The organism is Marinobacter sp. 1-4A, from assembly GCF_016597725.1.
In the GTDB taxonomy this organism is placed as follows: domain Bacteria; phylum Pseudomonadota; class Gammaproteobacteria; order Pseudomonadales; family Oleiphilaceae; genus Marinobacter.
In genome coordinates, this window is record NZ_VCGY01000002.1 from 174,883 (window position 1) to 200,858 (window position 25,976).

The 25,976-nt window shown below is 52.8% G+C and carries 21 protein-coding genes; 6 read left to right on the plus strand and 15 right to left on the minus strand.

Going from position 1 to position 25,976, the window contains the following annotated elements; all coding sequences use genetic code 11:
* Window positions 1-14: 14 nt before the first annotated feature.
* Entirely contained in the window at window positions 15-1,232 is a 1,218-nt protein-coding gene (locus tag FE845_RS04535) for a multidrug effflux MFS transporter (RefSeq protein WP_227714087.1), read from the minus strand.
* A gap of 83 nt (window positions 1,233-1,315) precedes the next feature.
* The gene (locus tag FE845_RS04540; RefSeq protein ID WP_200362014.1) at window positions 1,316-1,759 is read right to left on the minus strand and encodes a DUF4124 domain-containing protein; all 444 of its coding nucleotides are present in this window, start codon (window positions 1,757-1,759) and stop codon (window positions 1,316-1,318) included.
* A 229-nt stretch (window positions 1,760-1,988) separates the two neighbouring features.
* Here FE845_RS04540 and FE845_RS04545 point away from each other — a divergent pair, with 229 nt between their 5' ends.
* From FE845_RS04545 to astE, 5 genes are all read left to right on the plus strand, one after another.
* Window positions 1,989-2,759: an ABC transporter ATP-binding protein gene (locus FE845_RS04545; protein ID WP_200362015.1), complete on the plus strand. Its 771-nt coding sequence runs from the start codon at window positions 1,989-1,991 to the stop codon at window positions 2,757-2,759.
* A gap of 165 nt (window positions 2,760-2,924) precedes the next feature.
* On the plus strand, window positions 2,925-3,596 hold the full coding sequence (locus FE845_RS04550; protein WP_413785074.1) for a transporter substrate-binding domain-containing protein: 672 nt from the start codon (window positions 2,925-2,927) through the stop codon (window positions 3,594-3,596).
* A gap of 54 nt (window positions 3,597-3,650) precedes the next feature.
* Window positions 3,651-4,355 carry an ABC transporter permease gene (locus FE845_RS04555; RefSeq protein WP_200362017.1) on the plus strand — a complete coding sequence of 235 codons (705 nt, stop codon included), beginning with the start codon at window positions 3,651-3,653 and terminating at the stop codon, window positions 4,353-4,355.
* A 2-nt stretch (window positions 4,356-4,357) separates the two neighbouring features.
* Window positions 4,358-5,083 carry an ABC transporter permease gene (locus FE845_RS04560; RefSeq protein WP_200362018.1) on the plus strand — a complete coding sequence of 242 codons (726 nt, stop codon included), beginning with the start codon at window positions 4,358-4,360 and terminating at the stop codon, window positions 5,081-5,083.
* Between the two features lie 47 nt (window positions 5,084-5,130).
* Window positions 5,131-6,168: a succinylglutamate desuccinylase gene (gene astE / locus FE845_RS04565; RefSeq protein ID WP_200362019.1), complete on the plus strand. Its 1,038-nt coding sequence runs from the start codon at window positions 5,131-5,133 to the stop codon at window positions 6,166-6,168.
* A 23-nt stretch (window positions 6,169-6,191) separates the two neighbouring features.
* Here astE and FE845_RS04570 read toward each other — a convergent pair whose 3' ends face one another.
* From FE845_RS04570 to FE845_RS04585, 4 genes are all read right to left on the minus strand, one after another.
* Window positions 6,192-6,983 (minus strand): hypothetical protein, encoded by a 792-nt coding sequence (locus FE845_RS04570; protein WP_200362020.1) that lies wholly within the window; start codon window positions 6,981-6,983, stop codon window positions 6,192-6,194.
* A complete protein-coding gene (locus FE845_RS04575; protein ID WP_200362021.1) occupies window positions 6,973-7,683 on the minus strand; it encodes a glycoside hydrolase family 19 protein in 711 nt (236 codons plus the stop codon). The genes FE845_RS04570 and FE845_RS04575 overlap by 11 nt, the downstream gene beginning before the upstream one ends.
* A 170-nt stretch (window positions 7,684-7,853) precedes the next feature.
* Window positions 7,854-10,880: an efflux RND transporter permease subunit gene (locus tag FE845_RS04580; protein ID WP_200362022.1), complete on the minus strand. Its 3,027-nt coding sequence runs from the start codon at window positions 10,878-10,880 to the stop codon at window positions 7,854-7,856.
* A complete protein-coding gene (locus FE845_RS04585; protein WP_200362023.1) occupies window positions 10,877-11,965 on the minus strand; it encodes an efflux RND transporter periplasmic adaptor subunit in 1,089 nt (362 codons plus the stop codon). The genes FE845_RS04580 and FE845_RS04585 overlap by 4 nt, the downstream gene beginning before the upstream one ends.
* 181 nt (window positions 11,966-12,146) lie before the next feature.
* On the opposite strand from FE845_RS04585, the gene FE845_RS04590 reads away from it, so the two are divergent.
* Entirely contained in the window at window positions 12,147-12,788 is a 642-nt protein-coding gene (locus FE845_RS04590) for a TetR/AcrR family transcriptional regulator (protein WP_200362024.1), read from the plus strand.
* A 15-nt stretch (window positions 12,789-12,803) separates the two neighbouring features.
* Here FE845_RS04590 and astB read toward each other — a convergent pair whose 3' ends face one another.
* The 9 genes from astB to aceE form a co-directional block, all read right to left on the minus strand.
* Window positions 12,804-14,144 (minus strand): N-succinylarginine dihydrolase, encoded by a 1,341-nt coding sequence (gene astB / locus FE845_RS04595; RefSeq protein ID WP_200362025.1) that lies wholly within the window; start codon window positions 14,142-14,144, stop codon window positions 12,804-12,806.
* A 52-nt stretch (window positions 14,145-14,196) separates the two neighbouring features.
* Window positions 14,197-15,675, minus strand: a complete 1,479-nt coding sequence (gene astD, locus FE845_RS04600) for a succinylglutamate-semialdehyde dehydrogenase (protein ID WP_200362026.1) — start codon at window positions 15,673-15,675, stop codon at window positions 14,197-14,199.
* Between the two features lie 36 nt (window positions 15,676-15,711).
* Complete coding sequence (gene astA / locus FE845_RS04605) at window positions 15,712-16,776, minus strand: arginine N-succinyltransferase (RefSeq protein ID WP_200362027.1); 1,065 nt, start codon at window positions 16,774-16,776, stop codon at window positions 15,712-15,714.
* A complete protein-coding gene (locus FE845_RS04610) occupies window positions 16,770-17,822 on the minus strand; it encodes an arginine N-succinyltransferase (RefSeq protein WP_200362028.1) in 1,053 nt (350 codons plus the stop codon). Before FE845_RS04610 ends, astA begins: the two co-directional genes overlap by 7 nt.
* An 8-nt stretch (window positions 17,823-17,830) precedes the next feature.
* Complete coding sequence (locus tag FE845_RS04615) at window positions 17,831-19,045, minus strand: aspartate aminotransferase family protein (protein WP_200362029.1); 1,215 nt, start codon at window positions 19,043-19,045, stop codon at window positions 17,831-17,833.
* A 99-nt stretch (window positions 19,046-19,144) separates the two neighbouring features.
* Window positions 19,145-20,608 (minus strand): exonuclease domain-containing protein, encoded by a 1,464-nt coding sequence (locus FE845_RS04620; RefSeq protein ID WP_200362030.1) that lies wholly within the window; start codon window positions 20,606-20,608, stop codon window positions 19,145-19,147.
* 61 nt (window positions 20,609-20,669) lie between these two features.
* Entirely contained in the window at window positions 20,670-21,188 is a 519-nt protein-coding gene (locus FE845_RS04625) for a DUF2478 domain-containing protein (RefSeq protein WP_200362031.1), read from the minus strand.
* Window positions 21,189-21,485: 297 nt separating this feature from the next.
* The gene (gene aceF / locus FE845_RS04630; protein ID WP_200362032.1) at window positions 21,486-23,153 is read right to left on the minus strand and encodes a dihydrolipoyllysine-residue acetyltransferase; all 1,668 of its coding nucleotides are present in this window, start codon (window positions 23,151-23,153) and stop codon (window positions 21,486-21,488) included.
* A gap of 10 nt (window positions 23,154-23,163) precedes the next feature.
* Window positions 23,164-25,827: a pyruvate dehydrogenase (acetyl-transferring), homodimeric type gene (gene aceE, locus FE845_RS04635; RefSeq protein ID WP_200362033.1), complete on the minus strand. Its 2,664-nt coding sequence runs from the start codon at window positions 25,825-25,827 to the stop codon at window positions 23,164-23,166.
* Between the last annotated feature and the right edge of the window lie 149 nt (window positions 25,828-25,976).

The following is a 25,976-nucleotide window of genomic DNA, read 5'->3' on the forward strand; positions in this document are numbered from 1 at the left end:
AGTTAGGAGAAGAGTTAAGCTTGCCCCGAACTAAGCCGTGTCTGCCGTTCAATCGCAGCTGGCCCGCCAGCCGCAAGGATGGCTGCGCCGAACACACAGAAAGCCATAACCAACACGATAGGTAACAAGGTGCCGCCTGCAAGAGTCGCAGAAAGCGCGCTTATACCCCCCGCAATTGTGAATTGTGCGGCCCCCAGCATTGCCGCAGCCGTTCCCCCAAGGTGGGGAAAGAACTCCAACGCATTGGCCATGTTGTTGGGAATAATAGCCCCCATAAACCCAACCGCGACAATGATGCAGGCAGCTATAACCCAGTATGGCGCACCAGCCCAAGCGCAGATTACCAGCGCGCTAACGGCAATGGCCTGCAAAAATACGCACACCCGTAAAATCCGCACCGATTGATACTTATTAAGCAGGCGCCGGTTAAGCAAGTTCAGGCTTGCCATAGCCACAATGTTGGCAGCGAACAACGCCGAGAACATCGAGTTTGAAAGCCCAAACCACTCTTGGTAAATGAACGATGCGTGCGTGATAAACACAAGCATGGAACTGAAGCATAAGGCTTGTAAGCCAACAAACCGCATGGTAACCGTATGGCGAAGCACCAGCCCATAGTTGGTAAGTAATGTGGAAACAGGTGTGTGCTCCATTTGTCGAGGAGGCAGACGCCGAAACAGAACAAAATGCAGAACAATCGCCAACAGCGCGGCATAACCTGCAAGCATTAGGAAGATCACATGCCATTCGCTCAAATACAGCAGTGCAGAACCGATAGACGGTGCTGCGGCAGGCGCAACAAACATAACCAAGCCTATTAAGCCAAACAGGCGAGCAGCATCCTGCCCGCTGGTTTGGTCGCGGACAATGGCCGGAACAGACACCGCACAAAAAGCACCACCAATACCCTGCACAATCCTCCAGCCCAGCATGTTCGGTAGCGTTTCTGACTGAGCCACCATAAACGCCGCAAAGGCAAAAATCGTAAGCCCAGAAAACAAAATTTGCTGCCGTCCATAGCGGTCGGAAAGCGGACCACCCAGCAATTGCGCAAGGCCCAGAGCACCCACATAGGCACTCAGTGTTAACCCGACTCCGCCATGCCCAATACCAAGCTCATCAGCGATTTCCGGAAAAGCGGGCAGGTAGGCATCGAGCGCCAATGGCCCTAATGCAACGGTCATCCCCAACAAAATCGCTAGTTGAAGATGAGATAAGGGTGTCGTCTTCAAATCTGCCCCCCAAACGTCATAGCCAAACGGTACATAGAAAACCTTGTATTGTTAGCGTGCTTACTAAGGGGCAGTCTACAGCATCAACGCAAGATACACTCCCAACTAAGCGATCGATTCAAACTACGACGCTTGCGGCGCAGGCTGTTACCTTTATTGATACCATAGCCTGCCCGAAGCTGCGATTGCACCTTCGCCAGCTTGCGCCGGTAGCTGGCACAAGCTTTCTCCTGCTTGGCAATCGCTTTGGCGCTCGACTTGGCGCGCCCTGAGCTCCCTTTGCGATCAGACGAGAGCATTCCTCGCACTTGCTTACGAATACCCGAGATACGTCGATGCTGCCCAAGGTTTTCCGACATGGGCACGGTGACTGGTTCAGTCACATCAACGGATTGGTGTTTTTTGTTTGATGGCGGAGTGTCGGTGAAATGAACAGCACCACTGGCGTCTGTCCATCTATAGATTTCGGCAACTGTTGGTGGCGAAAAAATAACGATCAAAATCGCGAAAGCCAATATCCTTGGCATAATAGTCCACTCCCTGTGGTGTCATCCAATGTCTTCGCAGTATAACGCTTACCGCTGATAGTGTATGGCGGGCCCTGATTTAAATGCTTGCATTAAACACTCATTGCGCCACAATAAGTCGCAAAAAAAACGTCGCTAAAAATCGTAAAGCTGTGTGTGGAAGGTATTGATTTCCACTGCAACAGTCCGTAAAACAAACGCCTTTGAATGACAGCCTCAGGAGCCATCCATGGCGGACCAAGCGCCTTTGATCTGCAAGGACATACACAAGACTTTTGCCGAGCTCGAAGTGCTCAAAGGTATTTCACTTGAGACCCGAAAAGGTGATGTGGTGTCCCTGATCGGCAGTTCCGGTTCCGGCAAAAGCACCTTCTTGCGCTGCATCAACCTTTTGGAAACCCCAACCTCCGGCGATATTATTGTTCACGGCGACCCTATACGGTTTACCACAAACCGCAAGGGGGAGCGGATTCCGGCAGACAACAAACAGGTGGAGCTGATTCGAGCCAAGCTCTCCATGGTATTTCAAGGCTTCAACCTCTGGTCACATATGACTGTGCTGGAGAATATTATTGAAGCGCCAATCAATGTACTCAAGGTTCCTAAAAAAGAAGCCATCGAGCGCGCAGAAGCCTATCTCAACAAGGTCGGCATATACGAGCGCAAAGACTATTATCCGGCTCAAATGTCCGGTGGCCAGCAGCAACGCGCTGCCATTGCCCGGGCCTTGGCTATGGAGCCGGAGGTAATGCTTTTTGACGAGCCAACCTCAGCGTTAGACCCCGAGTTGGTCGGAGAAGTATTGAAGGTTATGCAAAGTCTGGCCGAGGAAGGCCGAACCATGATCGTAGTAACTCACGAAATGGCATTTGCAAAGGATGTGTCGACTCAGGTGCTGTTTCTACATCAGGGCGTTATCGAGGAACAGGGTACACCCCAAAAGGTGTTTGATAACCCAGACTCGGAACGCATGAAACAGTTTCTGGCTCCCAAGTTCTAACATGCGGTGCTATCTTTATCGCTGTTGGAAAGTTAAATTCCAAAAAAATAACGCCCACAAGGCGACATACTGGAGAAGTGACACATGAAAAAACTGATGATTGCAGCGAGTTGCGCACTGGCAATGCTTACCAGCGGTGCCCATGCAGACGAGCGTAACCTGCGCATTGCTTTCGACGTACCTTACGAGCCGTTCGAATACAAAGATGAAAATGGTGACTTGACCGGTTTTGAAGTAGATCTGGCTGCCGCCATGTGTGAAGAAATGAAGGCAGACTGCGAATTCGTTATTCAAGCCTGGGACGGTATGATCCCTGGCCTGCTGGCCCGCAAATTCGACCTGATTATGTCATCTATGTCGATCACTCCAGAGCGTGCAGAACGTGTTCTGTTCTCCGAGCCATACTACAACACCCCAGGCGGATGGTTTGGCCCGGATAGCTTTAACGCTGACGTGACTGATATGAGCGCCATGAAGGGTAAAACCGTTGGTGTTCAGCGCGGCACTACTATGGACACCTTTGTTACTGAAGAAATGAGTGGCGTAGTAACCATTAAGCGTTACACCACTGCCGATGACATGGTTCTTGATCTTGAAGGCCAGCGTTTGGATGTCGTGTTTGTCGATTACCCGGTTGGCGAGCAAACCGTTCTATCCAAAGACGGCTTCAAGGAAGTCGGCGAAGCCGTAAAGCTGGGTGAAGGTGTAGGCGTTGCTATGCGTAAGCGTGACAAAGACGTTGCTGAAGAAGTGAACAAAGCTTTGCGCAAGCTGAAGGAAGATGGCACCTACGACGCCATCATGAAGAAGTACTTCGCCTATGACGTGAAGGTCTAAAAAACCAGCTTCAGGGGTAGCCATTTCGGCTGCCCCTGCCTACCGGACATTCCCATGTTTGATTTGAAAGGCTATGGTCCGGCCCTTTTGAACGGGGCAGTTGTTACCGTAGAACTCGCTTTCCTTTCCCTTGCTCTCGCATTGGTTCTCGGGCTCATTGGCGCGGCTGCAAAGCTGTCAAATAGCCGTGTAGCAGTTGGTATTGCCACAACCTATACCACCTTGATTCGCGGCGTTCCCGATCTGGTTATGATGCTGCTGTTTTACTATGGCGGACAGGTGTGTGTGAACATGCTCTCCGACTACATTTGGGACACCTACGAAGTCGACTTTTTCTTCCAGTTCAATCCATTCATTTCTGGCGTCATTACCATCGGGCTCATTTTTGGTGCCTATATGACTGAGACCTTTCGCGGTGCCTTTCTGGCGGTTGAAACCGGGCAGATTGAAGCCGCCCGCGCCTACGGATTCAGTACCTGGCACACGTTTCGCCGGGTGATGGTTCCGCAAATGCTGCGTCATGCACTTCCCGGTATTGGCAACAACTGGCAGGTATTGCTGAAAACCACGGCGCTGGTTTCTATTATCGGCCTCACAGATATGGTGCGTGTGGCAGAGGAAGCAGCAAAAGCAGAGCGTATGCCGTTCCACTTTTTTATTCCTGTGGCGTTTGTGTACCTCGCCCTCACGGCAGGCTCGGAGCTTTTCATCAAGTGGCTCGATAAACGAGCTAACGCCGGCGTGATTCAGGAGAGCTGATAATGCCACCCGATTTTATCGCTGCCTGGCTTAACAGGAACGAGATTTTTACAGCCATGACCATCATGGAATACTGGGACGGAATGGTTACGACCGTTCAACTGGTGTTTCTGTGTCTGATTATAGGGCTTGCGTTTGCGGTTCCGCTGGCGATTCTTCGCACGGTTAAAAATCCGTTTGTGTCTGGCCCTGTTTGGCTTTACACCTATATTTTCCGCGGCACCCCGCTGCTGATTCAGCTTTATATTATTTACTATGGCGTTGCTCAGATTCCCGGAATTCAGGAAACATTCTGGTGGGAGATTTTCAGGGAGCCGTTTTACCCTGCCCTGCTGGCGTTTACGTTGAACACCTGTGCCTATACCACTGAGATTATTCGTGGTGCGATTATTTCGACTCCCCATGGTGAGATCGAGGCGGCGAAGGCTTACGGCATGAATTGGTTTATGCGGATGCGGCGTATTGTGTTACCCAGCGCGGCGCGGCGGGCTGTTCAGGCGTATTCCAATGAGGTTATTTTCATGCTGCACTCGAGTGCGATTGCGAGTGTGGTAACGATTGTGGATCTTACGGGGGCGGCGCGGAATATTTACTCGCGGTTTTATGCGCCGTTTGATGCGTTTATCTTTGTGGCGCTTTGCTACATGGTGTTAACGTTTATTTTGGTGTTCGTATTCCGCAAGATTGAGAATCGTTTATTGCGGCATCAGCGGCCTGTGGGTTCGTGATCAATGATTAAAAGCACTGCCTGAAACAATGTGCTTGGGGAGCCCTCATGACAGCAACTGCACAAATACACTTATTTGATGCCAACCCTGATTGGCTAGTCCACACACTTGCCAACGCCACAGCTGATCTTCCCGAAATCAAAACCACCCTCTCAGATGGCACCCGCGTAACTCGTAAAGCCGTTGGTGTTTTGCAGATCACGCCGCCCCCCGATCGTGCCAATCCGAATCAGGAGGCAATGATTATCTCAGCCGGTATTCACGGCAACGAAACCGCTCCTATTGAGGTTCTAAACGCGCTAGTCAGCGAACTGTTGAATGGCGAGTGGCTGTTGGCTTGTCCGCTGTTATTGATTTTGGGGAACCCGCCGGCCATGTTGGCTGGGGAGCGGTTTCTGGATGCGAATCTTAATCGGTTGTTCAACGGTGCCCATAGCAAGCCTGAGTATAAAGGTCTGCCAGAAGCAGCGCGGGCGCAGTTTCTTGAGGAGATGTGCCGTCAGTTTGCGATGGCGCACCCACAAGCGCTTTCCCACTACGATTTACACACCGCTATAAGGCCATCCCAGCGGGAGAAGTTTGCGCTTTATCCGTTTGTTGAGGGTCGGCAGGTGCCAGAGAGTCAGTGTGATTTTCTGCTTGAGGCAGAGGTAGAAACTTTGTTGTTGCAGCATAAGGTGGGCTCTACGTTTTCGTCGTTCTCTTCATCCGTGCTGAACGCTGAGAGCTTTACGGTGGAGCTGGGTAAGGTTCATCCGTTCGGAATGAATGACCTGCCCCGTTTTGAAGGGATCAAGAAGGCGCTTCGGCGGCGTTTTTGTGGCAACCCTGCCCCAGCCAAACAGTCACCTTTTGACCATCTCACGGTTTTCGAAGTGGTACACGAGATTCTGAATACCGGGAAGAACTTCCGGTTCCATGTTCCTGACGATGTGGCCAACTTTACCGAGTACGCATCAGGCACCGTGATCTGGGAGGATGACGATACTTGCTACAGAGTTGGAGCTACACCAGAGGCAATTGTTTTTCCAAATCGGAATGTGCCCGTGGGTCAGCGGGTGGGGCTTCTTATCAAGCCTCGGTAGGCTACTACTAGCATCGACGTAAGCTACAACTTGCTTATCTCTTCGCATAGCTGCTCAGAAAAGAGTTGATCTGGGCTGGTACTAACACCTAGCGAAGCCAGAGACGCTGCCTGAGTGTCGAAGAAATAGTATTGGTACAGCCGTTTGCCTTCCGCTGAAGTGAACGCAAACTGTATAGGAACAGCTAACCTGCTTTCACCAGAGCACGTAAACTGTTGCTTTTTCAATAGCGTAACCTCTGCCCCACCGTCAGCGTCTATACTGATCTTTATATTCTTAAAATTTGGAAAATAAAGTAAATATTCTCGCCCACCTATATGAAGGAGGTCCGCCAAATACAAATCATTTGATGTATCTATTTCTGCTATAGTGGAGTTATATTTAGAGTAAGGAGTAAAAAAATCACATAACTTCTCAGCAACTTTTCCATTCTCATTCAAAATGCTGTACCTATTTAAATCACTCTGATCAAACTTCAAATGCCTCACATAACTTTCATCGTTTTTCGAAAGCACTATAAAATGATCGAACCTAATATAGTTACCGTCTGATTCTTTGAAGCCCTGCAACTGAAATACGCTATGTGAAGTTGCCTTGCAATCAACTATTGATGGCTCCTCCGAAAACAGAAACACCTTATCCTCTAACGGGAGAGTGTACGAAATTATCCGATAACTAGGCAGCCGTAGAATAGTGAGTTGAGGCTCTCCTTCCACTACCAAAAAAACAGCTCGCATAGTATTACTTTTCGCTGGCAGACTAACAACGAGACAGCAAAACAAAACAAGCAATGCCTTTTTAAATTTAGAAGACACCTTTAAACACCCCTGTCAGCAAGATGCGCTCCAATTGATGATGTCTTTGGGCATAAGTCGTAGTATGTTTATTAACAACCGCGGTGATCGAATCTGTTGCTAGTCGCGACCTGCCTTTATCTGCAAGCAGGTATAGCTTATGTTCAACCCAGAAAGCTAGCGACGCTCTTACAGCATACTTTGGCTGGAGAAGTAAGTCAGGATTTGAAACAAAGTCTACAGGTGTAGACCAAAGCTTATTGTGAATTGTCTGCGCTTGCAGATAGTTCGAACGCCCAGTTAATTGGATGATACCTCTTCCTCGATAACGCCAGCCATCACCCGATGCTACACCCCCATTCCCTATACGATTAGCATACACTCTATTGGATATGGCTTTTTCATCTGCTTTTTTACCTTTTGATTTATCGTACCCATGCAAATCAGCTTCATTTGGATTATTTCTATAATATCTAAAAAGCTGCTTTAGAGCGTTTGAATGATAGTAAAGGTCTTCCTCCAACCGAAAGTTAGCTCCAACTTCTTGCCTAACTTGGGCAAAAAAATGAGCTGCGCGTAACTCTGTATCAATGGAGCACGAAGACAAAGCCGACGTGCATTCAAGTGCGACGTGTTTGAGTATTGCATCGTTAACTTTCGATGATGGCCAAATCTTTCTTAGATGCGATAAAGCAATGATCCCACTTCCTTGGGTATTCATAGTCAACTCCATTTGATTTTTTGGGACAATACACTATCTCGACCGCACCTTCCATTACTTAAAGATCGGTGCGGGTTTCAGTCGAGTTTATTACCTGTGTTCGCCATCAGCATAGATAAAACATCAGAGCAACTTTGTAAGTAGGCCTGAGCAGCTAGTGTCCCATCTGCCTAAGCCGGAGCATTTTCCGGTTCAGCAACTTTCACTTTGATCAACTGCGTACACACTGCGGGTATCACCAGCAGTGTCAGCACCGTCGAAGCCAGTAGTCCGGAGATAATGGCCCATGCCATCGGGGGCCAGAGTGTGGAGCTAGAGAAGGCCAGCGGAAGTAGACCAGCTACTGTGGTTGCCGTGGTCAGCAGGATGGGGCGGGTTCTTTGTACGACCGCTTTGCGCATGGCTTCGTGGATGTTCTCGCCGTTTTCCAGCTCTCTGTCCATCACATCAAGCAGTACTATGGCGTTGTTCACCACAATGCCCACCAGTGCGATAACACCCAACAGCGACTGGAACCCGAAGGGTGAGCCGGAGAGTACGAGGCCAGGGAATATGCCCACGGTGGCCAAGGGCACGGTCAGCAAGATGATGCCAACCCGACGGAATGAGTTGAACTGCAGCAGCAAGAAGAACAGCAGTAAGAGTACGCCGATTGGCGCCGCGGTTAACAGCGCGCCGTTGGCATCGCCGGAGCCTTCCGCATCGCCGCCCATTTCCAAGCGGGTACCTTTAGGCAACGGATTATCCTCCAGCGCAAGCTCCAGACCACTCAGCGCCTGACTAAAACTGTAACCGGTGAGTAGGTTAGCCGTTACTGTATTTAGCCGGGTTCCGTTACGCGAATAGCGTGCAGCGGGCTCCCAAGTGGTTTCAACACTGGCAATGGCCGACAGGGGAACTGCTTCACCGCGGCTATTGTAGATGTTTACAGACAGAAGCCTTGCCAATGGCAGTGAGGTACCTTCCTGCGACCGCAGCACCAGCGGTATCGGGTCTTTTTCCTGACGGTAACGCTCGGCAACAACTCCAAAGCTCTGGCCATAGAGGCTTTGAGCAACGTCGGCGCGAGTGAGCCCGTATCTGGCTGCGGTGGCGTCGTCTACGTTGATGGCAATGCTGGGCACGCCAATATCCAAGTCATGGCGAACATCTACGGTTCCCTCCACCTGACGTAGCGCACTAAACAGCTGCTCAACCGCGTGGGTGCGCTCCCTGTCATCGGCGTGATATACGCGCACTTCTACCGGGGCAATACTTGGAGGGCCTTGGCCGAGCACACCAACGCTTACGTCTAACTCGGGCATTTGTTCATCCACATGGGCACGAATCCAACGAATCATTTCTGTCGTGTCTTCCAGTGCTGGGGTCGCTACTACGAGTCGCCCTCTGTTTGGTGCCTGAGGTGCACGCTGAAGGTTGTAATAGAAGGCCGGGCCAGTAAAGCCAACAAATCGATGGATTTGTAGCGCTTTAGGTTGTGTTCGTATGGCATGTTCTAGATTAGCAGCGGCTTCAGCTGTGCGTTGCTGATCTGTGCCTTCTGGCATAAACAACTCAACAATCACCTGAGGCCGGTCGGCATTGGGAAAGAACTGCTGGGCCATAAATGTGGTCATAGTCAGGCTGATCACAACCAACAAAGCACCAGCGGCAATCAGCCGTTTTGGGTGCCGATAAACCAGACCGCCAAGAAAACGCGCCAAACCAATCAAGCGATCAGCCTCGGCATTACGGCGGGGCTTGAGGAATCTTGCCGCCAGCAACGGGACCACAGAAATCGCCAGCAAATAACTAACAGAGAGTGTAAGCATGATCATCACCGGCACACCTCGGGTGAAGTCTGCCGCTCCGCCTTTGGCAAGCAGTAGAGGCGCAAAGGCCGCAAGCGTAGTGCCCGTGGAAGCTCCGAGCGGGCCAGCAAGCTCGCTGACGGCTTTGCGAAGAGCGTCCAAACGACGCATACCTTCGTCCAGATGCCCTTGAATGTTTTCGACAATCACTATGGCGTTGTCGATCAGAATGCCTAAGGAGATCACCATGCCGATCACCGCGATTTGGTGCAGAACACCCCCGCCGAGATCGTAGAGTCCAACACTGATCAGCGCCACCATCGGTAGAATAGACGCTACCAACAGCCCCATGCGAATGCCCATGCCGGTAAACACCACCGCCACGATAATCAACACCGAAAGCACCAGGCTCCATGCAAGATTATCCAAGCGCTCCGAAACTTTGTCTGGCTGGAAAAACATCTCGCGGATTTCATAAGGTTCAAATTCGGACCTTACCTCGGCTAGCCGCTCTCGCACTCTTTCACCAAACCGAATCGCATCGGTGGTGCCCTCCTCCATAATCAACGACAACAATACAACGCGCTCACCATCAAACCAGGTTTCAGGCTGGCGCGGTTCCGCGGGGCCACGCCATACATCAGCAGCGGCGGCCAATGGCACCTGCGAACCGTCGGGAAGCTCAATTGGCGTTGCACGAATGGCATCAATGTCGGCAAATTCAGTGTTGGGCAGCACGGATAAGCGACGACCGTCTACAACGACAAAACCACCAGGGGTTGTTTGATTACGTTGAGCTAGGGTTTCTAGAATTCGGGCGGGCGAAATACCCAGCCGATAAAGCGCGGCATCGTCCAGTGCCAGCGTAATCTGTTCATCGGCGTCCCCCTCCAGCTCTATGCGAGAAACGCCGCTGAGATCGGATAGGTTCTGTTTAAGCCGTTCGGCGACATCTGAGAGTTCACTCACCGAAGGCGCACCACCAATGGCAAGCACGATGGCAGGGTTGTCGATCAACCGGTCGTCCAGAGCCATCTGGCCAACGTCGTCTGGGAAATCTTGCTTTGCACGCTCCATCGCTTGGCGGACACGATCCCACGCCGGGTCTGTGTCATAAATATCATCATTAAGGCGCAGCCGTACAAGCGCTACGCCGGTACGGGCGGTACCTTGGGAAACATCCACCTCTTCCACTTGCCGGAGCTCATCAGTGAGCGGCCTTAAAACCAACCGCTCAACTGCATCGGCGCTAGCACCGGGGTAGCTCACTGACACCAGACCCGCACGGTAGGGAAAAGAAGGATCTTCCTGGCGCGGCATGGTGCTGTATGCCGCAATGCCCAGAAGGCAAAGCATGGTAACCACCATGCCCAACAGGCGTTGAAAATTAAGTAGTCGGCGCGTCATTCGCGCACCTCCACGGCATCACCGTCGGCGAGGCGGGTCATACCTGCGTATACCACTTGATCTCCGGGCTCCAACTCTCCGGTGCGCACCACAACGCGCTCACCGACTACACGCTCAACCTGAATAGGCACACGCCGGGCCACGCCATCGCGCACGCGGAACACCGTCATACCATCCGCACTACGAACGACTGATAATAGCGGAACCGTGATCGCAGACTCCCGAAGCGGTGTAATGCCCACCTCAACCGGCTCACCGGTATCCAGCGTGTTAATCGGCAGGCTGACCAAAACCGGATGCAGCTCACCACGGATGGCTCCGGCTTGGGCAATTTCAACAACAGACCCGGTCACCGGCGCTGCACTGCGATTCTGCACAGACCAAACAGGCAACTCCTGATCGAGTGACACATGGGCCAACAGATAGGCAGGCACCCGCACTTCTACTTCCGCCCCCTCGGGTGAGGACAAGCGCATAACCGGCTGACCCGCTGCCACAAACTCATCCCGCTGTACCAACAGCGCTTCAACACGCCCCGCAAACGGTGCTCGCAAGGTGCTTTCCTGCAACAGTTGCGTGGCTTCAGCCAGTGCTGCCTGAGCAGTGGCTACGCTGGCTTTTAGGGAGTCCCGGCGGGCAGCAATTTGTTCAAGGTTCTGCTCGGAAACCACACCGCGTTCATGCAAACGGCTGGAGCGCTCCCATTCACGCTTGGCCTGATCGTAACGGGTGTTCAACTCATCCAATTTCGCTTGCGCCGAATCGCGCGCTGGCTCCAGCGCAGGGTTGTAAGCCCGGGCCAGCACATCACCCGCCGCAACCGTTTGGCCCAATTCCACTGCACGCTCTTTCAGGGTACCGCTAACCTGAAACGTCAGTGTTGCTCGCTGGGTTGAGCGTACAATGCCTGAAAAACGCAGGGTTATTTCCTGAGCCTCGCCCCCGGTAACCTCTGAAACACGCACCGATACAACATGCTTACCAGATGACTCAGACGGCATATCATCAGCTTTGCAACCGGAGAGAAGTAATAAGCCACAGGCTGCGAGAAAAATAAGGACAACAGGGGTGCGAAATAGGGTCATAAGGTATCCTTTCGTCCGTGCTCAAGTTGGTGTCGATACCGCTTCCTGCGGAAATCCGGTTTCTGGTTGCGACATAATGTCATTCTTTGACATTATGTCAATAATCAGCTTTCATCCGTTAAACGCATTGCCATTTCAACTGGGCCATTTGGCCTGTAGAAGACTCCAACGAGAGAACCGAATGACTGAACAGCTTAAGACACGCCGGGAACGGGAGAAGCAAGCCCGTTATGACACTATTCTGGATGCCGCAGAGCGGGTCTTTTCGGAGAAGGGGTATGAGCGCACATCTATGGACGATATTGCGCGCACGGCAAGCCTAAGCCGGGCATTGTTGTATGTGTACTTCAAGGACAAGGCCGCCATTCAGCGCGGGATTATGTTGCGGGCGGGGCACAGCCTGTCTGACCGTTTCCGAAAAGCTAGGCAAACGGCTGATACGGGGCTGGAACAGATCCGAGCTATGGGAGAGTCTTACTACCGCTTTTATTTGGAAGAGCCGGATTACTTCTCAGCGCTTACCAAAGCCTCAACCGCCATGGCTGAGGCCGACGAAGCTCAGGCAGAGGAAATGCTTTGCTCTAAATCTGAACTGATGGGATTGATGACAGAGGCCATCGAACTGGGCCTGAAAGACGGAACCATGAACCGCCAGCGCATTCATAGCCCTGAACAAACCGCTCTCTATCTAAGGGGCGCTTTGCACGGTGCTATTTTGCTGTGCCAGTCGGAGGCCAACGAGAGCAACGGCAACTTTCCTGCCGAGAGCCTTATCCGGCACACCATGGACATGCTGACCTCTTCCATAGCCGCCTCCTCGTGAGACCTTGAAGCGCGGCTACATCTGGAAGTCGTAGATAGACCCCAACCCCAGAATTCCGGTTAATTCATCCAGTGCTTTGCGCACCTCATCCAGCAACATAGGGTCGGCCAGATCTCCACGGGTAAGCTCGCTGCGGTAGTGAGTTTCGACCCAAGTAGTCAAGCGCTCGTACAGCGCATCGGTCAGAAGCACCCCACGATGCATCGCTTGAAGTTCGTCATCATTCAGAACCACACGCAAACGCAGGCAGGCGGGGCCGCCGCCATTGCGCATGGACTGTTTCACATCAAACACTTCCACCGCCGTTATAGGGCCGCCAGCATCCAGCAATTTATCCAAATACTTGCTAACAGATGCAACTTCCCGACACTCGCCCGGCACAGCCAATAGCATGCCATCTGGTGTATTCAGCAATTGACTGTTGAACAGGTATGAGGCCACCGCATCCTCAAGGGGTACGTCCGCATTACTAACACGAACAGCCTCAAGTTCAGCGCCTGTAAGTCGAGCACGGATATCTGCCAGCACCTGCTCTTCATTAAGAAAAGCCATGCTGTGATAAAACAGAGTGTTGCCATTGCCCACCGCGATAACATCGTTGTGGAATACACCGGCATCTATGGCCGCCGGGTTCTGCTGGGCAAACACCAAATTGCTATCTTTCAAACCGTGCAGCCGGGCAATGGCCTGCGAGGCTTCGAGGGTTTGTCGAGCCGGGTATTTTTGCGGCGCAGGCGCCTGCTCGTTGAAAGCCACCTGACCATACACGAATAACTCTACTCCCGGCTCACCGTAGTGGCCACAAAGCCGAGTATGGTTGGCTGCGCCTTCATCGCCAAAATGGCTGACCGAAGGCAGCGCGGGGTGATGGGCGAAATACCCTTCATCCGCAAAGATAGACTTCAGAGTGCGTCCGGTCACGGTATGTTCGATGGAGCGATGAAACTTGGCGCTCAGGTTCGCTGGCGTGAAATGCACTCGGTGGTCACCGGTATCAGCACTCGGCGACACAGTGGCAGCATTCGCCGTCCACATGGAAGAAGCTGAAGACACCGCGGCCAGAATCGACGGACTAGTAGTTGCGACTTGCTCCAGAACCTGTGCATCTGTACCGCTAAAACCAAGTGCTTTGAGGGACGGAATATGAGGCCGCTCATGGGGTGGAAGAATACCCTGAACATAACCACGGTCCGCCAAACGCTTCATTTTTGCTAGCCCTTGGAGAGCAGCCTCGCGAGGGTTGGATACCGCATTTACATTCGTTTTTGATGCCACATTGCCCCAGGACAGACCTGCGTAATTGTGGGTTGGGCCAACCAGACCATCAAAATTTGCTTCTACCGCATGCTTAACCATGGTTTAGAGTTCCGTCCATCCGGATGCAGAAAATAAGGCTCAAAACTGATTTTTAGGAATCAAAATTAAGGCCGGGTGCCAGACTGTCTGGTACTTCGCTTTTGCCAGCCTCAAGAGAGGCCATAGGCCAAGCGCAGTAGTCCGCTGCGTAGTAGGCGCTGGCGCGATGGTTTCCACTGGCTCCCACGCCACCAAACGGCGCAGCGCTGCTGGCGCCCGTTAAAGGTCGGTTCCAATTGACAATGCCTGCACGCGCCTCTTCCAGCAATCGCTCGTATAGCTTTCTGTCATCAGAAAGCAAGCCTGCGGAAAGCCCGTAGCGGGTGTTGTTAGCCAACTCCAAAGCATCGTCAAAACTCTTGTACCGATAGACTGTTAGCAGAGGCCCGAAGAACTCTTCATCAGGCAGCTCCAACCCCGTTACGTCGACGATACCGGGAGAAAGAAGGCCAGTGTTTGGTTTGATCTGCTTCATTTCCAATAAAGACGTTGCGCCCTGCTCCAGCATGCTCGCCTGTGCGGTCAACAGCTTTTCTGCTGCTTGCGCAGAAATAAGCGATCCCATAAACGGCTGCGGCTTATTATCAAACTCTCCCACCTGAATACGCGCAGACACAGCAACTAAACGATCCAGAAATTCATCGCCTTTTTTGCCCTTGGGAACCAGCAATCTGCGGGCGCATGTACAACGCTGTCCCGCCGACAAAAATGCAGATTGCAGCGCGTGGTGTACCGCACCATCGATATCTGCAACATCCTGAACAATCAGAGGGTTGTTGCCGCCCATCTCCAAGGCAAGAATTTTGTCAGGCTGGCCGCCAAGCTGTTCGTGCAACTTATGGCCTACCGTTGAACTGCCTGTGAAGAAAAGGCCGTCAATCATCGGGTGGCCTGCAAGCGACTTTCCGGTATCCGCTGCTCCCTGAACCAGATTGATAACGCCATCGGGCAAGCCCGCTTTCTCCCAAAGCTTAACCGTGAGTTCTGCCACACCGGGAGTAAGCTCACTGGGCTTAAACACAACTGTGTTGCCCGCAAGCAGCGCAGGCACAATGTGGCCATTCGGGAGGTGGCCGGGGAAATTATAGGGACCAAACACGGCAACAACGCCGTGGGGCCGATGACGAAGTACGGCATGGCCAGCCGCCACATCGGATTCAGTATGGCCGGTACGTTCGTTATAGGCTTTCACCGAAATACCTATCTTACCAACCATGGCTGCCACTTCCGTACGCGACTCCCAAAGGGGTTTGCCGGTTTCCAAACCAATCTGATGCGCAAGCTCTTCTTTGCTGGACTCCAACAGCTCACCAAAAGCCTCAATAACCGCCAAACGTTCGGCGAAGCTCTTGCGGCGCCACTTCAGAAAAGCATCCCGGGCACTGCGCACGGCTGCATCCACATCTGCAAGGCTGGCACCCGAACCTTCCCAAACGTTCTCGCCGGTAACGGGCTGAATCGACTCAAACGCGGGTCCGTGGCCTTGAAGCCAAAGCCCACCGATAAACAGCTCGCCTGTCAGATTTGACATATCACTCATTCTCCCGTTGCTGGATGTGTAGGGCATTCAGCCCAATGCGTGTACTGCTGCCTTTGTTTTTTCTTTCAGAGGCGCCAAGCGAACCGGATCGCCCGACTCAATCTGCAACGCTTCCGCGACAGCGGGGGGTAAGCTGACGGCGTCGGTACTGATGCAGCTGGCTGGCACCGTGGTTACCCGGAAATTACGGAACGAACGATTGGAAACCATTACTCGCTCTGAGGCCGGAACGTCAAGGTTGATGGGCTTTTTGGCGATCATGGCATGGCGATTAATACTGTCGCGCACCGTGCGAATGGTGTTAACAAACGCCTCGACCACCGGTCCCCCGTCAAAAATATCCACCATGCCATTAAAGTTGAACCCCTCGGCCTGCAACATCTTGAGCGCCGGGGCCGTGTTGCCGTGAACGCGGCCAATCACCGCACGCGCCGAATCCGGCAGCATGGGCAAATAGATGGGATACTTAGGCATCAACTCTGCAATAAAGGATTTATTACCAAGGCCTGACAGCATATCCGCTTGGGTAAATTCCATATCAAAAAACTTGCTGCCCAGCGCATCCCATAGCGGGCTCAGGCCCTGCTCATCAGACACGCCACGCATTTCTGCGAATACTTTTTCAGAGAAGTGTTTACGAAACTCGTCCAGATACATAAAGCGGCAACGTGATAGCAACAGCCCGTTACCACCACCATGATAGTCATCAGAAAGCAGCAACGAGCATATCTCGCTGGTATCTGTCATATCGTTTGAGAGGTGGAGCGTTGGTGTGCGCACATGAACGCCCAGTTCTTTGGAGGCATTTACGGTAACGCTGAGCCTGTAGTTATAAAACACCTCATCCAAACCTACCCGTGCCTGAATGCCGCTGATACCAACAGCCTTGCCTGCTTCGGTGTCTTCCAGCGCAAACAAATACAAGCCCGCCTCTGGCGCACAACGTTGATTGAACGTTTGCTGAGCGTGAGCGATCTTGCGCTGCAAAAGGCCCCGATCTGCGGGCAGTGTCGTCAATCCCTTACCGGCCTTTTGGGCCATAGCGTAGAGATCTTCAAGGTCGGTTTCCTGTAACGGGCGAATGACTAGCATGGCGCTACCCTCACCTGATCGCCGGCGTTTTTTCCCAGCACCTCCCATACTTTCACAGGTACCTTGAGTGTTCCCTCAAGCGTGCCAGCCGCTTTGGCCAGAGTACAGCGGAATCCTGCGCCCTCTCCCGCAGCAATCAGGCATAAATCACCACCGTCGCCACCGGCGGCCTCAACCTCACTCGCAACGGCACCGTGAAGCGCTTTAGACTGACTGATCACCAGTGTGTGCAATGCATCCGTGCGCGCCTCCAGAACCGGCCCACCATCAAAAATATCCAGATAGCAGCCCGCCTGAAATCCTTCGCGCTGAAGCAGTTCAAGGTTCGGTACAGTCAGTTCATGAGGCTGCCCAAGGGCCGCTTGAGCCGGTTCAGAAAGCAGGGTGACATACACAGGGTTGGGCGGCATTAACTCGGCAATAAAGGTTTTGCTAAGCAGGCCGGAATGCTGATCAGCCGTATCAAAGTCCATGTTAAAAAAATGACGCCCCAAGCTGTCCCAGAAGGGTACGCTACCGTCGGCTAACTGAACGCCCTGAATCTCCACCGCAACCCTATGGGTAAACCAGTCTCGGTGACCCGCCATGAACAGTATTCGCGCTCTGGATAAGAGCTCAAAGGCGTCTGTATTGCGTAACTCGGGCGTGATGGAAAACGAGCAAAGCAGAGTATGGTCGGTTAACCCATGGCTGGGGTAAAGAACGTCTACCCGGCTGGAGATGCCAAGTTCATGGGAGGCATGGATAAGCGCATCGCGGCGGTAATTGTAAAACGGCTGGCCATTCCCCGCGCGCGCATCAATGCCGGCCGTACCATGAATTCTCCCCGTGGCTGTATCTTCCAGTACAAAAAGCATTCTTGGCGGTTGGCTGTCGCCAGAGGCCGTTCCGGCAAGAGACACCTGTGAGTGCTGTATTTTTTCCGCAAGAGCTTCCCGCTGTCTTGGCAGCGTGGAAGAAAGGCGGGCAGTCTCGGAATCGACCGTACCCGCAATCTCAAGTACCTGATTCACATCACTCGGCAAGGCCGGACGTACCAGCCACATAAAAGCTCCTAAGCAGTCAGTTTTTTAACGGCAGCTTCAAAGCGCTCCAGCGCCTCATCGATATCCGTATCCGGAATGATCAGCGAAGGTGCCAACCGAATCACATCGGCACCTGCAATCAACACCATCACACCTTCATCCAAGCCAGCGTTCAGGAACTCCTTCGCTTTACCTTTCCATTTTTCGGTCAGTACGCACCCCAATAAAAGCCCTTCACCGCGAACTTCACTAAAGATCTCATAACGCTTGCCAATATCCATCATGCCTTTACGCAGGTGATCAGAACGGGCTTTCACACCTTTAAGAATTTCTGGCTGGCTCACGGTATCGATAACCTTCTGAGCAACGGCACAGGCCAGCGCGTTGCCACCATAGGTGCTGCCGTGGGTACCAATACCGAGACTCGCGGCAACCTTTGCCGTGGTCAACATGGCTGCTACCGGAAAGCCGCCACCCAAACCTTTCGCACTGGTAAGAATGTCGGGCACTACGCCGTACATCTGGTAGGCATAGAGATGGCCTGTGCGGCCTACGCCCGATTGAACCTCATCAAAAATCAACAAAGCGTCGTTGTCATCACAGAGCTTACGCAGACCCTCAAGAAATTCCGGGGTTCCGGGTACAACGCCGCTCTCACCTTGAATGGGCTCAACAACCACAGCACAGGTCTTGGCTTTGGATATCAACTTCTTAACCGATTCCAAGTCGTTGAAGTCTGCATGGTGGATGCCACCCGGGGCTGGCTCAAAGCCTTCAAGGTATTTTGCTTGGCCACCAACGCTTACGGTGAATAGCGTGCGCCCATGGAAGGCGTTTTTGAAAGAGATGATCTCATGCTTCTCTGGCCCGGTGTGCTCCCAGCCATAACGCCGCGCGAGCTTGAAAGCGGCTTCGTTAGCTTCACCTCCGGAGTTGGCAAAAAACACCCGCTCAGCGAACGTAAGGTCGCAAAGGGTTTTGGCCAAGCGCAGAGCTGGCTCGTTGGTCATGACATTGGAGAGGTGCCAGATTTTTTCTGCCTGCTCTTGCAAGGCCCCTACCAAACCAGGATGCGAATGCCCCAGACAATTCACCGCAATGCCACCCTGAAGATCTATAAACTCGCGGTCGTCTTGATCCCATATACGGGAACCCTCGCCTCGCACCGGAATAATGGCACCGGGAGAATAGTTGGGCACCATGACTTCATCAAACAGTTCGCGACTCACAGGTTCTTTGTGCATAGATCTCTCTCAGGAAAGCAGTTAAGCCTACAAAAATAGTAGAGTTGCCGCCGTAGGCAAGTACGTATGTGTGCGGACTAATAACCCATACTACGCCACTCAGGGCATAAGCACATCCGGCTCACCCACTGCGGGCAGCTCTAACACGGAATGCTCCTGATGGCTCCCGCCTCTATGCGAAGCCATCAGCGCCTTTATCAACAGCTTGTAGGAGTCTAGATCGAAGGTGACAGACTGGCCACGCAGAGACAAATCCTGAAGCTCCTGCTCATCGTGCAAGGTGGCGACGTGCATCCAATTGTAGATCACCAGAATATCCGGCCGCACCCAGTCTGCACGCCGTTCCACAATTGCAACCGGCCCCTTCCACGGCCAAGTTCGCAAGCGCAGTTCGTGGAATGCAATCTGCACTCGAAGATTGTAACGGGCAACATCTTCAGTACCCTCACAAGCACCTTTGCAGCGCCCCAGAGCACGCTGAAAACAAGGACCGCCGTGCGCTGGCTCAAGACCTAGCAGTTGGTTGCAAAGCTCGTTCTTAGCCGCAATACCACTCAGCGCTCGCTCTGCATCACGCTTGCTACGAAACAACCCGTAATAGCTGGCAAGCCGGTGCGGCTCTATCTCCCTCACGAGTCGTGCCTGCAAATAGCCAGACTCGTTTGGGGCAAGCTCAATACTCACTAAATTTTTGGCCGCTCGGGAGCGACGATTAAAAAGAGGGTTCAGAGTTTTGATCTGACGAAGCTCCAGCAACAAAGCCCCAAGTTCGCCAGCGGTTTCTGTGCACTCCACGCGGCGCAGGCTTTCAGAAATACGCACCCCTTTGCTGGTGTTATGGTCTCCCGAAAAATGCGACGCTACGCGCTGGGCAATATTGGTGCTTTTCCCCACATACAACAGCGCATCGTTCTCGCCATAAAACCGGTACACTCCGGGCCCTCTCGGCAAATCCTTCAAGGTATCCAGCGGCAGGTGAGATGGAATGCTCGGCCGCTGTAAAAGTGCACCGACCGCTCCTTCTAACGCTTCATTACCTTTGTCTGCCAAAGCATGAGTAAAAAACTCAAGCATGGCGGATACATCTCCCATAGCCCGGTGACGCTGCACCTGTTTCAACCCATGGCGTTCAATCAGTGCATCCATATTATGCCTGCGAAACTCAGGGTACAGCCGCCGAGAGAGCTTCACAGTGCACAATACCCGCGCAGAAAATAGTCGACCAAGCCTGCGGTATTCCGATTTGATAAATCCGTAATCAAAGCGCGCGTTATGGGCCACGAATACCGTATCTCGTAGCTTTTCTTCAAGTTCATCGGCTATGGCTTCAAACGGTGGCGCATCCGACACCATTTCATTCGAAATGCCCGTTAACTGCTCTATGAACGGCGAGATACGAGTGCCCGGGTTAAGAAGAGTTTGCCACTCCCCGACCACCTCGCCCGAACGCCAGAAACGAATTCCGATTTCGGTAATGCGATCGTGCGATGAGTTACCGCCCGTGGTCTCAATATCGAGAAAGGCAAATGTAGTGTGTTTTAAGTAGGTGTTTTCGGCCGTCATGCTCTTGATTCGATCCAACTACGCACCCCGGAGCGTCTGCTCTAGGAAATTCTAAGGAGTTCTATACGCTCAAAAGCTCGTCGCACCACTGCAACACTTCGTCTTCTGAAAAGGGTAGGTCGACTGCATCCTCACCACCAAACTCGTGCCATTGCGCAAGGAACTTACGCTTCACCACCGTTAAAACCGGAATACCTGCATCCAGTAACTGAACAAATTCCGTGCGGAATCCTTTACCGGCAATTTCCTGCTGTCCAAATCGGTTCACAACCGCCAGCTTAGGTGGCCGCTCTACCAAAGCGCGCAGCACGTTGGTGGCATCTGCCAGCCCGCGAGGATCGAGGCAACAGGATTGCGACTCCTTCCCTAGATTCTGCGCTATGGAATACTCCTTGCCAGTTTCCAGATCCTGAAGCGCCATAGGCTCTCGCCGCAAGCCCTGCTCATTCAATGCCATCGTCAGCCCGGCTGCTCTCTCACCGCGCTGATTCAGTGTTGCCGCTACCTTGTGCAGCAATTTGTCCACGGGCTGCTCATCGTTGTCATAAATAATAGCTGCGAGATTCAGTTCTTTACTCATCCGTTCGATACCTGAAAACCTGAGGTTGAAACGCAGTAAAACACAGCGAAAACGGAGGGGCCAGAACGCGAGAGGCGGGCAAGACGATTCAGGACTGTATAGGGCCAAAGATGGCCCGAAACAAGCGCACATGGGTGAGGCAAGCGTTTATGAAGCGAAGCTTCATGCGCAGCCGAACGCCTGCAATCTGCGATTGCTGGCCGGGCCCCACAGGGGGCTCGTAGCGTGTCCTGAATCGTCTTGCCCGCCTCTCGCCACCTCCCAAACATCAAAGACTGGGAGCGCGTTTAACGGCCATCATAATAAAAGGGTACGAATATCCCCCAGCAGTTGACTAAGCAAAGAGGTAAACCTCGCCGCATCAGCACCGTTCACCGCCCGGTGATCGTAGGATAAAGACAAAGGCAGCATCAGCCTAGGCTGAAACTCACCCCCATCCCACACCGGCTTCATGGCCGCCCTGGAAACTCCGAGAATCGCCACCTCCGGTGTATTCACAATCGGCGTAAATGCCGTACCCCCAATACCACCGAGACTGGTAATAGTAAAACAGGCACCCTGCATTTCTGCCGGCTTCAGCTCCCTGTCCCGCGCTTTCTGGGCAAGCTCGGCACTTTCTGCCGCCAAATCCCACAGCCCCTTCTGATCCACATCGCGAATCACCGGAACCATCAGCCCGTTCGGCGTATCCACGGCAATACCAATATGAATGTACTTCTTGCGAACCACCTCTTTGCGCTCCAGATCCAGAGACACATTGAACTGCGGAAGCTCAGCCAGCGCAGTTGCACAAGCCTTCAGGATGAATGGCAGAGGCGTCATCTTCACGCCTTTTTTCTCACCTGCCGTTTTCTGGGATTTGCGGAACGCCTCCATGTCGGTGATATCCGCATCCTCAAACTGGGTAACGTGAGGCACATTCAGCCAGCTGCGCTGCATATTGGTGGCTGTAACCGCCATCATCCGCGACATTGGCTCTTTTTCAATGTCTCCGAACTTGCTGAAGTCCGGCAGCTTAACCGCCGGTATTCCGGAGCCAGAAGCCGTTCCCATGCTGCCTTGCTGAGTCTGTTGCAATTGATGTTTTACATAATTGTTCACATCGTCTTTCAGAATCCGGCTTTTAGGGCCCGACCCTTTAATGCGAGTCATGTCTGCACCCAGCTCACGGGCCAGCTTGCGCACGGCAGGGCCAGCGTGAACTTTGGCGCCCGGTGAAGGCGGCTCATAAGTCGAACTTTGAGACTGTGCTTCTGGCTCTTTCTGCGACTGTTTTTCTGCCTTGGGCTCAGGCTTTGAATCTTCGCCAGAGTCAGCAGCAGGCGCTTCACTTTCTACCTCACCGTCCTCGTCTTCCTCATTGCCATCGTCCGCAACGGTTAATTCCAAAAGCTTGTCGCCTTCAGACAACTTGTCGCCCTCAGCTACCAGAATCTTGACCACCTTGCCAGCGTAGGGCGACGGAATTTCCATAGACGCTTTATCGGATTCAACAGTCACCAGGGGCCCATCAACCTCAATAGTGTCGCCCTCGGCCACGTTGATCTCGATAACCGGTACGTCTTCCATTCCATCCAGAGGCGGCACCAGAACAGTCTCCTTACGCGAGCCGCCGGTTTTTTTCTTCGGTGCAGGTTTGCTCTCTTCAGGTTCAGGCTGTGCTTCAGAGCTGGCCTCGCTCTCCGCTTTATCTTCCGGCTCATCGCCGGTGTCATCATCCGAGGCTCCGCCAGCGTCCATCATCGCCACCACATCACCTTCTTTAACTTTATCCCCCACCTTCACACTGAGTTTGGTGATTTTGCCAGCACCGGGGGAAGGCAAGTCTACGGAGGCTTTGTCGGTTTCAACCGTCAGGATCGAATCCTCCGCTTCAACCGAGTCGCCAACACTTACCAGAACATCAATTATCTCAACTTCATCTGCCCCGCCAAGATCGGGAACCTTGATTTCCTGTTCACTCATGACGGTCTCCTTAGCAGTGCGCCGGGTTCGTTTTATTGCGATCGATACCGTACTTGCGCATGGCTTCAAGAACCTGCTCTTCCTTAACTTCACCATCTTTGGCCAAGGCCGACAGGGCGGCTACCGTTACGTAATAGCGGTCTATCTCGAAGAAACTCCGCAGTTTCTCCCGGGTATCACTGCGGCCAAAGCCATCGGTTCCCAGAGTCAAGAACGTTTTCGGGATAAACGCCCGCAACTGCTCGGAGTGCAGTTTGATGTAATCCGTAGAAGAAACCACCGGCCCCGTTTGTTTTTCCAAGCACTGAGTGACGAAGGCTTTGCGGGGCTTGTCATCTGGATGCAGCAGGTTCCAGCGCTCAACGTGCTGGCCATCGCGGGCAAGTTCGTTAAAGCTGGTTACACTCCACACATCCGAGGCAACGCCCCAGTCATCTTTCAGCATCTGAGCTGCGGCTCGCACTTCATTAAGAATTGCACCAGCGCCCAGCAACTGAACGCGCAGCTTTTTCTTGCCACCTTTTACTTCCACAGACTCGAACTTGTACATGCCCTTGATAATGGAATCTTCACTGCCCTTGGGCATGGCTGGCTGTTCATAGTTCTCGTTTTCCATGGTGATGTAATAGAAAACGTTTTTATTCGCTTCAAACATCTCCTTCATACCATGGTGGATTATCACGGCCATCTCATAGCCGTAGGCCGGATCGTAAGCCTTACAGTTGGGAATGGTGTTCGCCAGAACATGGCTGTGCCCATCCTGATGCTGCAAGCCTTCACCATTCAGCGTAGTACGCCCTGCCGTACCACCAATCAGGAAACCGCGAGCTTGCATGTCGCCTGAAGCCCAGGCCAAGTCTCCTACCCGCTGGAAACCAAACATAGAGTAGAAGGCGTAGAAGGGGATCAGCGGGAAGTTGTTGTTGCTATAGGAGGTAGCGGCAGCCATCCACGCGGCCATGGCACCCCCTTCGTTGATGCCTTCCTGAAGAATCTGGCCTTTTTTGTCCTCACGGTAATACATGATCTGCTCACGATCCTGAGGCACATATTTCTGGCCCTCGGAGGTGTAGATACCCAACTGGCGGAACATACCTTCCATACCGAAGGTGCGAGCTTCGTCTGGCACTATTGGCACTATGCGCTTGCCAATACGCTTGTCTTTGACCAGTGCACCCAACACCCTCACAAAGGCCATGGTTGTGGAAATTTCCCGACCATTTGAACCTTCCAGAACCTGCTTGAAAATATCCAACTCGGGTATCTTGAGTGGCTGACAATCCTTGCGGCGCCGGGGATAGAAGCCGCCGAGTTCCTGTCGGCGCTTGTTCATATACACCAACTCGGGGCTGTCTGGCGCAGGGCGGTAATAAGGAACGTCTTCGAGCTCTTCGTCTTTCAGTGGGATCGCAAAGCGGTCACGGAACGCCTTGAGGGTTTCAATATCCAGCTTCTTCAATGAGTGGGCCGTGTTCTGGGACTCGCCCGCCGCGCCAAAACCATAGCCTTTAATGGTATGGGCAAGAATCACCGTTGGCTTTCCGTTCGACTCCGTCATCGCCTTTTTATAAGCGGCGTACACTTTGTACGGGTCGTGACCACCCCGGTTGAGCTTGTTGATATCCTCGTCAGTCCAGTCTTCTACCAACTTGGCCAACTGGGGGTACTTCCCGAAAAAATGCTTGCGAGTGTACGCTGGACCGTTGTGCGTGAAGTTTTGCAAGTCACCATCACAGATCTCGTCCATGGTGCGCTGCATAACGCCGTTTTCGTCCTGATCAAACAGGGTGTCCCATACGCGCCCCCAAACGACCTTGATAACATTCCAGCCAGAACCACGGAACGAGCCTTCCAACTCCTGAATAATCTTGCCATTACCCCGAACCGGTCCATCCAAACGCTGCAGATTGCAGTTAACCACGAACACCAAATTATCCAGATTTTCCCGGCCGGCTTTTGATATACAGCCAAGAGTTTCGGGCTCGTCGGTCTCGCCGTCACCGACAAAACACCAAACCTTACGGTCACCCATTTCAACAAGTTCGCGGCTGTCGAGGTACTTCATTACGTGGGCCTGATAAATGGCCTGAATCGGCCCAAGCCCCATAGATACGGTAGGGAACTGCCAGTAGTCTGGCATCAACCAGGGATGCGGATAGGAGGAAAGGCCATCGCCATCCACTTCCTCACGGTATTTATCAAGCTGTTCTTCGGTAAACCGGCCTTCAAGAAAAGATCGAGCATAATTACCCGGCGAAGCATGGCCCTGAAAATAAACCAGATCTGATTCGCGCTTTTCATCACCACCATGAAAAAAGTAGTTGAAGCCTACATCATAGAGTGTGGCGGCAGACGAAAAGGTGGAAATGTGACCGCCCAGATCGCCCGGGCGCTTGTTAGCGCGCACAACCATGGCCATGGCGTTCCAACGAATCAGCGAACGAATCCGGCGCTCCATAAAGAGGTCACCCGGCATCCGAGCTTCCTGAGTAGCCGGAATGGTGTTTCGGAACGGTGTAGTAATGGAGTAAGGCAACTCGGTTCCATCCCGGCTAGCGCGCTCAGACAGGCGCTCCAGAATGTACTTAACCCGATCTATACCCTCGTTCTCTATGAGTGACTCAAGTGCATCAAGCCATTCGCTCGTTTCAATGGGATCATCATCCTGGTACATCAAACCTCCCCCTTCGCATCCAAAAATGCAGCAGGTACCGATCTTGGCATCTGCGCATGCGGTAAACATAAAGCTGCGACAACGACAGCTTCTTTAATGTGGGCAGCCTTACCTACAGCCGGCTAGCCAAAGACACCTTCACTTGTTCA